The following is an 8,668-nucleotide window of genomic DNA, read 5'->3' on the forward strand; positions in this document are numbered from 1 at the left end:
TTACCCATGTGTGTTTGAAACACAATTCATTTCAAACGGTCATGAAATGTTTTTATTTAAAGTGACTGTCATCACAAAATATCAGCATTGAGTTACCAATGTGATTCAGCTCATACTTTTTAGCAATTTTTACCTTATAAAGAACGGGACTTATCGCAATGAGGATATTTAAATTTGTCACTCAGGCAGTTGTGGCTCGCCAGAGAAAGTATCACTCATTAAACAAAAATAATTCCGTCGAACATTACAAACTTTCGGACTAGTGAAGTATCTGACGAGGGCATCATGGGAAATATTTTAATACAAACAGATAGCACTAAAATTTCCGCCTCGGTAAGTGACGAGGCTGCAAATAAAAAAAGGTATCTGATTCCTTTCGCATTACTGTGTTCACTGTTCTTCCTTTGGGCAGTAGCAAACAACCTAAATGATATTTTATTACCTCAATTTCAGCAGGCTTTCACCCTGACCAACTTTCAAGCAGGGCTGATTCAATCCTCCTTCTATTTTGGCTACTTCTTAATCCCAATACCTGCCGGGATATTGATGAAAAGGTTTAGCTATAAGGCGGGGATTATTACTGGATTACTGTTCTATGCCTTCGGGGCGGCATTGTTCTGGCCTGCGGCCGAAACAATGAATTACACCTTGTTTTTAATCGGATTATTTATTATCGCTGCCGGTTTAGGTTGCCTGGAAACGGCTGCCAATCCTTTTGTTACTGTATTGGGTCCAGAAAAAACCGGTCACTTCCGTATTAACCTGGCACAGACCTTTAACTCTTTCGGGGCCATTATTGCGGTAGTGTTCGGCCAAAGCTTAATACTCTCCAATGTGCCCCACCAAACACAGGAAGTGCTGGATAAATTGTCTGCTGAGGATTTGAATAGCTATCATCATAGTTTAGTAAAAGCTGTTCAATTACCCTATCTGATTATTGTTGCTGTGGTTATTTTTGTTGCGCTATTAATTTTAATCACTCGTTTCCCGGCAATAAAAAGTGAATCGGATGATTCGCATAACGGTTCTTTCTTTGCATCACTACCACGGTTATTAAAGATAACACATTGGCGCTGGGCGGTATTAGCACAGTTCTGTTATGTTGGCGCACAAACCGCATGTTGGAGCTATTTAATTCGTTATGCCATTGAAGAGCTACCGAATATCACACCGGGATATGCGGCTAATTATTTAACGGCCACCATGGTATGTTTCTTTATCGGTCGATTCAGTGGCACCTGGTTAATTACTCGTTTCGCACCAGAGAAAGTTTTAGCGGCTTATGCATTTATCTCTATGCTGTTATGTATTATCTCTGCGGCCTTCGGCGGACACATTGGATTATTAGCACTCACCCTGTGCAGTATGTTTATGTCAATCCAATACCCAACCATATTCTCATTAGGCATTAAGAATCTAAATCAAGACACTAAATATGGCGCATCTATTATTGTTATGACCATTGTCGGTGGTGGTATCGTCACCCCGATCATGGGATTAGTTAGCGATGCGGCAGGGAATATACCTACGGCTGAAATTATTCCTGCTTTATGTTTTGCCATTATCTTTATTTTTGCCAAGTACAAAACAGTTCCCGTTAATTAATAATACGGGTAACGGACAAATTAACATTAAATTCTTGCTACTGAACACAAGGACTAATAATGAAAAAGACAATTCAATTACCTAAAATTGGCATTCGCCCGGTCATTGATGGACGCAGAATGGGTGTGCGTGAATCGCTGGAAGAGCAAACCATGAAAATGGCCCGTGCCACCGCAGAGTTTCTGCAAGAGGTGGTACGCCATCCTTGCGGCACGCCCGTTGAATGTGTCATTGCTGATACCTGCATTGCCGGCATGGCAGAATCCGCCGCCTGTGACGATAAATTCAGCGCACAGAATATTGGCCTAACCATCACGGTGACACCTTGTTGGTGCTACGGCAGCGAAACCATTGATATGGACCCGTTCCGCCCGAAAGCTATTTGGGGCTTTAATGGTACCGAACGCCCTGGCGCGGTCTATCTGGCAGCAGCACTGGCGGCGCACAATCAAAAAGGATTGCCAGCCTTCTCTATTTACGGCCATGACGTGCAGGATGCTAATGACACCCGCATCCCTGCCGATGTGCAGGAAAAACTGCTGCGCTTCGCTCGCGCAGGTTTAGCCGTTGCCAGCTTAAAGGGCAAAAGTTACCTCTCTCTCGGTGGGGTATCCATGGGGATTGCCGGCTCCATTGTTGACCATAACTTCTTTGAATCCTGGTTAGGAATGAAAGTGCAAGCGGTCGATATGACAGAGTTGCGCCGCCGCATTGATCAGAAAATCTATGACGAGCAAGAGCTAGAGCTGGCGTTGTCATGGGCAGATAAAAACTTTAAATACGGACCGGATAAAAACGCAGAACAATACCGCCGTTCAGCGGAAAGCGGCCGCGCGGTACTGCGTGAAAGCCTGCAAATGGCGTTATGTATCCGCGACATGATGCAAGGTAATCCAACACTGGCAACGAAAGGTTTTGGTGAGGAAGCCTTGGGCTATAACGCCATTGCTGCCGGTTTCCAGGGTCAGCGCCACTGGACCGATCAATATCCAAATGGTGATACCGCTGAAGCCTTGCTGAATAGTTCGTTCGACTGGAACGGCGTGCGCGAACCGATGGTTGTCGCCACCGAAAACGACAGTTTGAACGGCGTGGCGATGCTATTTGGCCATACCCTGACCGGCACCGCGCAGATCTTTGCGGATGTCCGTACCTACTGGTCACCGGAAGCGGTACAGCGGGTTACCGGCAATCAACTGGAGGGGGTTGCCGAACACGGCATTATCCATCTGATTAACTCCGGTTCTGCCGCGTTGGACGGCACTTGCCGCCAAAACGATGCGCAAGGTAAACCGACCATCAAACCGCACTGGCAAGTGAGCCAGCAAGAAGCCGATGCTTGTCTGGCGGCAACCGAATGGTGCCCCGCTATCCATGAATACTTCCGTGGCGGTGGCTTCTCTTCGCGTTTCCTGACCCGTGGCGGTGTGCCATTCACCATGAGCCGTATCAATCTGATTAAAGGCGTCGGGCCGGTCTTGCAAATTGCCGAGGGCTGGAGTGTCGAATTACCGAAATCCGTTCACGACACCCTGGACAAGCGAACCGATTCAAGTTGGCCAACCACCTGGTTTGCTCCACGCCTGACCGGCAAAGGGCCATTCAGCGATGTTTACTCGGTAATGGCGAACTGGGGAGCTAACCATGGCGTGCTGACCATCGGCCATGTCGGGGCGGACCTGATTACACTCGCCTCGATGTTACGCATCCCGGTGTGCATGCATAACGTCGAAGAAGAGAGTGTTTACCGGCCAACTGCGTGGGGCGCGCACGGTATGGATATCGAAGGGCAGGATTACCGCGCCTGCCAAAACTACGGCCCATTGTATAAAAGATAATGTGATGTTTGAGCAGGGTCGCAGGTGTGGAGCACTCCTTACCTGAGTCATAAAACAACCCTTGCTGTCAGCAAGGTGAACGAAGGGTTTATCGTGCCCCGAGGGTTTAGCGGCTCACATCGTTACCGCCTCGGCGCCCCATATTCCCTTCGTTCCGCATTATTCGCCCCCCGTGGCAAGACATTTTCTGCCTGACAGCAGTAACAGGAGCATTTATGAAGCGCGATGTGGTCATTGTTTTAGATTGCGGCGCAACCAATATCCGGGCGATCGCAGTCGATCCTCAAGGTGTGGTGGTGGCGAAAGCTGTGATGCCGAACCACAGCCAACCCGATCCGGCTAATCCGCAATGGCAGTTGTGGCCGCTCGATGGCATCTTGCACAGTTTCGCTCAGTGTTGCCGCCAATTACTGCCACAGATTCATCAGGATAAGATCCATGGCATGACTGTCACTACCTTCGGCGTAGACGGTGCATTGGTGGATGCCAACGGCAAAATGCTGTACCCCATTATCAGTTGGAAATGCCCACGTACCGTGGCGGTGATGGAGAGTATCTCCCGCTATATGTCTGCTGAAAAGTTACAGCAAATATCCGGTATCGGTCAGTTCAGTTTTAACACCTTATACAAGTTGATTTGGTTACAGGAAAATCGACCCGATTTAGTTGAACAAGCCCATGCCTGGCTGTTTATTTCATCTTTAATCAACCATCGCCTCACCGGAGAATTTACCACCGACCGCACCATGGCTGGCACCAGCCAACTGTTGGATGTGAAACGTGAGCAATTCAGCAGCACGATTTTACAAAAGATCGGTATTCACGCTGATTTATTCCCACCAATGGTGGCCGCCGGTGAAATCATTGGTCAGCTACTGCCAGATATCGCCGCAGAGTTAGGGTTACCCGCGGGTTTGCCGGTGATATCAGCCGGTCACGATACCCAGTTTGCATTATTTGGTTCGGGTGCCGATTTGGATCAACCGGTACTGTCATCAGGTACCTGGGAAATTCTGATGGTTCGGACCCCAAAAGTGAATACGACACTATTGCCACAATTTGCCGGTTCCACTTGTGAACTTGATAGCTGCCCAAGGTTGTTTAACCCAGGTTTGCAATGGCTGGCTTCAGGGGTACTGGAATGGGTGCGGCAGTTGTATTGGCATAACGAAGCCAGTGCCGAGGTCTACCAGCAAATGATTAGTGAAGCTGAGGCTATCGTACCCGGGGCAAACGGCATACGTATGAATTGCAACCTACTGGGCAGTGCTCAGCATCATCAATCGGGCGGCTGGCAAGGGGTCTCGCTGGCGGCGCGGCGCGGGCATTTTTACCGTTCTGCGTTGGAAAGCCTTACCTGGCAGTTAAAAAGCAATCTGTCATTACTCGAAGAGATTGGTGAATTCCGTACCCGCGAACTACTGCTGGTTGGCGGTGGTAGCCGTAATACCTTGTGGAACCAGATCAAAGCCGATGTGCTCAATCTGCCCATCAAAGTAATTGATGAAGCTGAAACTACGGTTCTGGGGGCGGCGTTGTTTGTCTGGAGTGCCACTGGCTATTACCGCAGTGCTGAGCAAGCGCGGGAGCAGGTCAATTACCGCTATCAATACTATCAGCCTGGCGAGCAACAACCGCTTTATCAGGCACTGAGCGACAGCCCATATCCCATTACTGAAGGAGCCATTCATGCTTAAAACTATTTCGCCATTACTGTCACCACAACTGCTAAAAACGCTGGCAGAGATGGGGCACGGTGATGAAATAATCTTTTCGGATGCCCATTTCCCGGCGCACGCGATTGGAAAAAACGGTGGCCCGTTGGTGATTCATGCCGATGGTTTATCTGTTAGTGCATTGCTAGCGGCCACTATTCCGTTATTTGAACTGGACAGCTACGCACCACCATTGGTAATGATGGCCGCGGTGGCAGGCGACACCCTTGATGCCGCGGTTGAAAAACGCTATTTACATGCCCTGTTTGGTAGCCAGGAAGCGTTGCCAGTGGAACGTATTGATCGTTTTGCGTTTTATCAGCGCGCTCAGCAAGCCTATGCCATCGTCATCACCGGAGAGACCGCCAAATACGGTAATATTCTGTTAAAGAAGGGGGTGACGCCTGTTTTTTAAACCCGTGATCACGTAACCTCATCCCTTTAGCCATGTACTCTTTGTTGGTATTAACTGATGTGTTGGTATTAACCAATATATTAATATCAATCAATGTATACATGGCTTTGCTGACGGAGAGGATCATGAAAGCATCTCGTCACCAGAAAATCCTGCAACATATCAAACAGCATGAAACGCTGACAACCGCAGATCTGGCTCAGTTACTTGAGGTCAGCCAAGAGACCATTCGCCGTGACTTGAACGAGTTACAGGCGCAAGGGCTGATCATCCGCCAGCACGGGCGCGCCAAAAGCATTAAGCGTGCCACCAAAGACAGCGGCGATCCTTTCACCACCCGGCTAAAAAGTCACCTATCCAGCAAAGCCAGCATTGCCGACCATGCCCTGTCACTGATTGACAGTGGCATGGTGATCGCATTAGATGCCAGTTCCACCTGCTGGTATTTAGCCAAAAAGCTGCCCGATATCGATATAACGGTGTTTACCAATAGTGTGCGGATTTGCCAGGAATTGGTGAAACACCAAAATATTGAGTTGATCAGTGCCGGTGGTCGTTTACAGCGTAAATATGCCTGCTACGTTAACCCCGCACTCTTTTCACTGCTAAAAACCATCGAAATTGATCTGTTTATTTTCTCGTGCGAAGGCATTGATGCCGACGGTACCTTATGGGATTCAAACCCGTTTAATGCCGAATTCAAGACCATGCTGTTAAAACGGGCCACGCAATCCATCTTACTGATCGACAAAAGTAAAATGTGCCGAACGGGAGAGGTAAAAATCGGGACGCTGGATGATGTAGAACAGGTCATCTCCAATGTCGATGCAGAGTAACTGATGGCGCAGACTTGCTCTACGCCGCTAAGCTGCCCTTCACCTTACTGACCGTAATAGGCTTTTGCACCATGCTTGCGCAGATAGTGTTTATCCAACAATGTTTGCTGCATATTAGCCACCGCAGGCCGAAGTTGATGAGTAAACAGGTTCATATAAGCAATTTCTTCCAGCACTACCGCGTTATGCACCGCACTGGCCGCATTGCTACCCCAGGCAAACGGGCCATGGCCATTGACCAGAACCGCCGGAATTTCCCCCGCACTTAACGCCTGATGGGCAAAGGTTTCGACAATGACATTGCCGGTTTCATACTCATAGTCGCCAGCAATTTCGGCATCAGTCATAAGGCGGGTGCATGGGATGGGGCCATAGAAATAATCAGCATGGGTGGTGCCTAATGCTGAGAGCGACTTACCCGCCTGCGCCCAAATGGTGGCGTGGCGAGAATGGGTGTGGACAATACCACCTATTTCGGGAAAGGCCCGGTATAACACCAGATGGGTATCGGTATCGGAAGACGGTTTTTTATTTCCCTCCACCACCTTACCGGTTGCCAAATCCACCACCACCATGTCATTCACACTCATGGCCTCGTATTCAACACCAGAGGGCTTAATCACCACTAACCCGCGCTCACGATCAATACCGCTGACATTACCCCAGGTAAAAGTCACGAGCTTATATTTTGGTAATGCTAAATTAGCGTCAAAAACCTGTTGTTTTAACTGTTCTAACATGATGCCACCTCATGAAATAATATTCAGTACGGCAATTAACAATCACCAATAACGCACATGATGTCGTTAGATTATTTAATGGCTGTAATTAAACAAGCAACTCGCTATAAATAGCCATCATTGGCAATGAGCCTAATAAATAAGAAAACTGTTAATTAAAAACAACCAACTTAAATCCGTCATTCAAAATCTATTATTCAGCCCAGGCTTTATCTATCCTCAAACATAATATCCGGCTGCAAACTAACCTAACTCTATTTATGGCTAAATTAAAGAGGATGAAAGGCGAGTCAATCATCAAACAAAAGAAATCGGTTGCATTCGGTCATAAACGGGCATAATTACCATGCCCGAATGTGTGTTTTTATTACCAAGATTGACCATTCGTAAGGCAAAGAGGCCCTTAATATGAGGTATGAATCACATTATTTATGATAATTAAATGGATCAGTAATTAATATATGTGACCTTCACCACACAATCTCAGCGAAAAATACTCCTTAAAGCAATACTTGAATTCAGTCACTGTATAAACAGCAGATAAATACCAATATACCATCATCGTATTTGAAGCCGCAGAAGTGCTACCTGCAATGCCAACCACTTCAGGTATAGCAGCATGGGTGCTACGGGTGCTTTTTAGCATTAAGCGCTAAGACAATTTTTGAGGTAAATATGTTACAAGCCGAACGCTATAAAATCATCTGTAGCCATGTGCAGCAGCAAGGCTCGGCGCTGGTAACTGAGTTATCGGTATTATGCCAGGTTTCGCGAGAAACTATTCGCCGTGACCTGGCGGTGCTGGAAAAAAAGCAAAAACTGATCCGTAGCTTTGGTGGCGCGGTGGCACTGGATGGCCCTGATCTCTCCGTCATTGATATTAAAGAGACCCACTACAGCCTTAATGCTATTGATCGGGCCGAATCCTTCCGTAAACGTACGGAGGAACACCCTGATACTAAAATGAAAATTGCTAAAGCAGCATTACAATTTATCCATCCGGGCGACTGTATTTTACTGGATAACAGTAGCTCTTGCTGGTTTCTGGCACGCCAAATCCCAGACATTGAGATTACCGTCGTCACCAACTCAGTGAAGATTATCCAGGCACTGGCCTGCCGTGACAAAGTGCGCATCATTGGTATTGGCGGTGAGTATTCTGCTCGCCATGATGACTTCCATGGCCCGGTGGCGGAGAATGCTATTCGCAATTTCCAGATCAATACTTTTTTCTTCTCTTGCCAGGGTATTAATCAGGAAAGTGGGGTGCGTGATGGCAACGATATTAACGCCAAGTTAAAACAAGTTATGTTACAAGTTTCGGGCCAAAAAATATTATTGGCCGACTCCAGTAAATTTGACCAGTATGCATTTTGTAAAATATGCATGTTAGATGAAGTCGATATTCTTATTACTAATAGATTAAGTTCGCAAAACTATCGCAGTGACAATCCAAAATTAAATATTATTGAATCAGATAAATAACAAAATTATTCATCGGAATAATAGCGTCAACACC

Annotated in this window: 7 protein-coding genes; 6 read left to right on the forward strand and 1 reads right to left on the reverse strand. The window is 47.1% G+C overall.

Annotated features, from left to right (window positions below; translation table 11 throughout):
• Positions 1-285 precede the first annotated feature (285 nt).
• The 5 genes from fucP (at position 286) to fucR (ending at position 6,409) form a co-directional block, all read left to right on the forward strand.
• On the forward strand, positions 286-1,605 hold the full coding sequence (gene fucP, locus V2A85_RS08680) for an L-fucose:H+ symporter permease (protein ID WP_420071258.1): 1,320 nt from the start codon (positions 286-288) through the stop codon (positions 1,603-1,605).
• A 59-nt stretch (positions 1,606-1,664) separates the two neighbouring features.
• Entirely contained in the window at positions 1,665-3,443 is a 1,779-nt protein-coding gene (fucI, locus tag V2A85_RS08685) for an L-fucose isomerase (protein WP_420071259.1), read from the forward strand.
• 215 nt (positions 3,444-3,658) lie between these two features.
• Positions 3,659-5,140 (forward strand): L-fuculokinase, encoded by a 1,482-nt coding sequence (fucK, locus tag V2A85_RS08690; protein ID WP_420071260.1) that lies wholly within the window; start codon positions 3,659-3,661, stop codon positions 5,138-5,140.
• Positions 5,133-5,573 carry an L-fucose mutarotase gene (gene fucU, locus V2A85_RS08695; RefSeq protein WP_083160291.1) on the forward strand — a complete coding sequence of 147 codons (441 nt, stop codon included), beginning with the start codon at positions 5,133-5,135 and terminating at the stop codon, positions 5,571-5,573. Before fucK ends, fucU begins: the two co-directional genes overlap by 8 nt.
• Before the next feature lie 101 nt (positions 5,574-5,674).
• Positions 5,675-6,409: an L-fucose operon activator gene (fucR, locus tag V2A85_RS08700; RefSeq protein WP_372558101.1), complete on the forward strand. Its 735-nt coding sequence runs from the start codon at positions 5,675-5,677 to the stop codon at positions 6,407-6,409.
• Positions 6,410-6,453: 44 nt separating this feature from the next.
• Here the strand turns inward: fucR and V2A85_RS08705 are convergent, their stop codons facing one another.
• Positions 6,454-7,149 carry an L-ribulose-5-phosphate 4-epimerase gene (locus V2A85_RS08705; RefSeq protein ID WP_420071261.1) on the reverse strand — a complete coding sequence of 232 codons (696 nt, stop codon included), beginning with the start codon at positions 7,147-7,149 and terminating at the stop codon, positions 6,454-6,456.
• Positions 7,150-7,824: 675 nt separating this feature from the next.
• On the opposite strand from V2A85_RS08705, the gene V2A85_RS08710 reads away from it, so the two are divergent.
• Complete coding sequence (locus tag V2A85_RS08710; RefSeq protein ID WP_420071262.1) at positions 7,825-8,634, forward strand: DeoR/GlpR family DNA-binding transcription regulator; 810 nt, start codon at positions 7,825-7,827, stop codon at positions 8,632-8,634.
• Positions 8,635-8,668: the final 34 nt, after the last annotated feature.

Source organism: Yersinia sp. 1252 StPb PI (assembly GCF_048593885.1).
GTDB classification, from domain to species: Bacteria; Pseudomonadota; Gammaproteobacteria; order Enterobacterales; family Enterobacteriaceae; genus Yersinia; species Yersinia enterocolitica_E.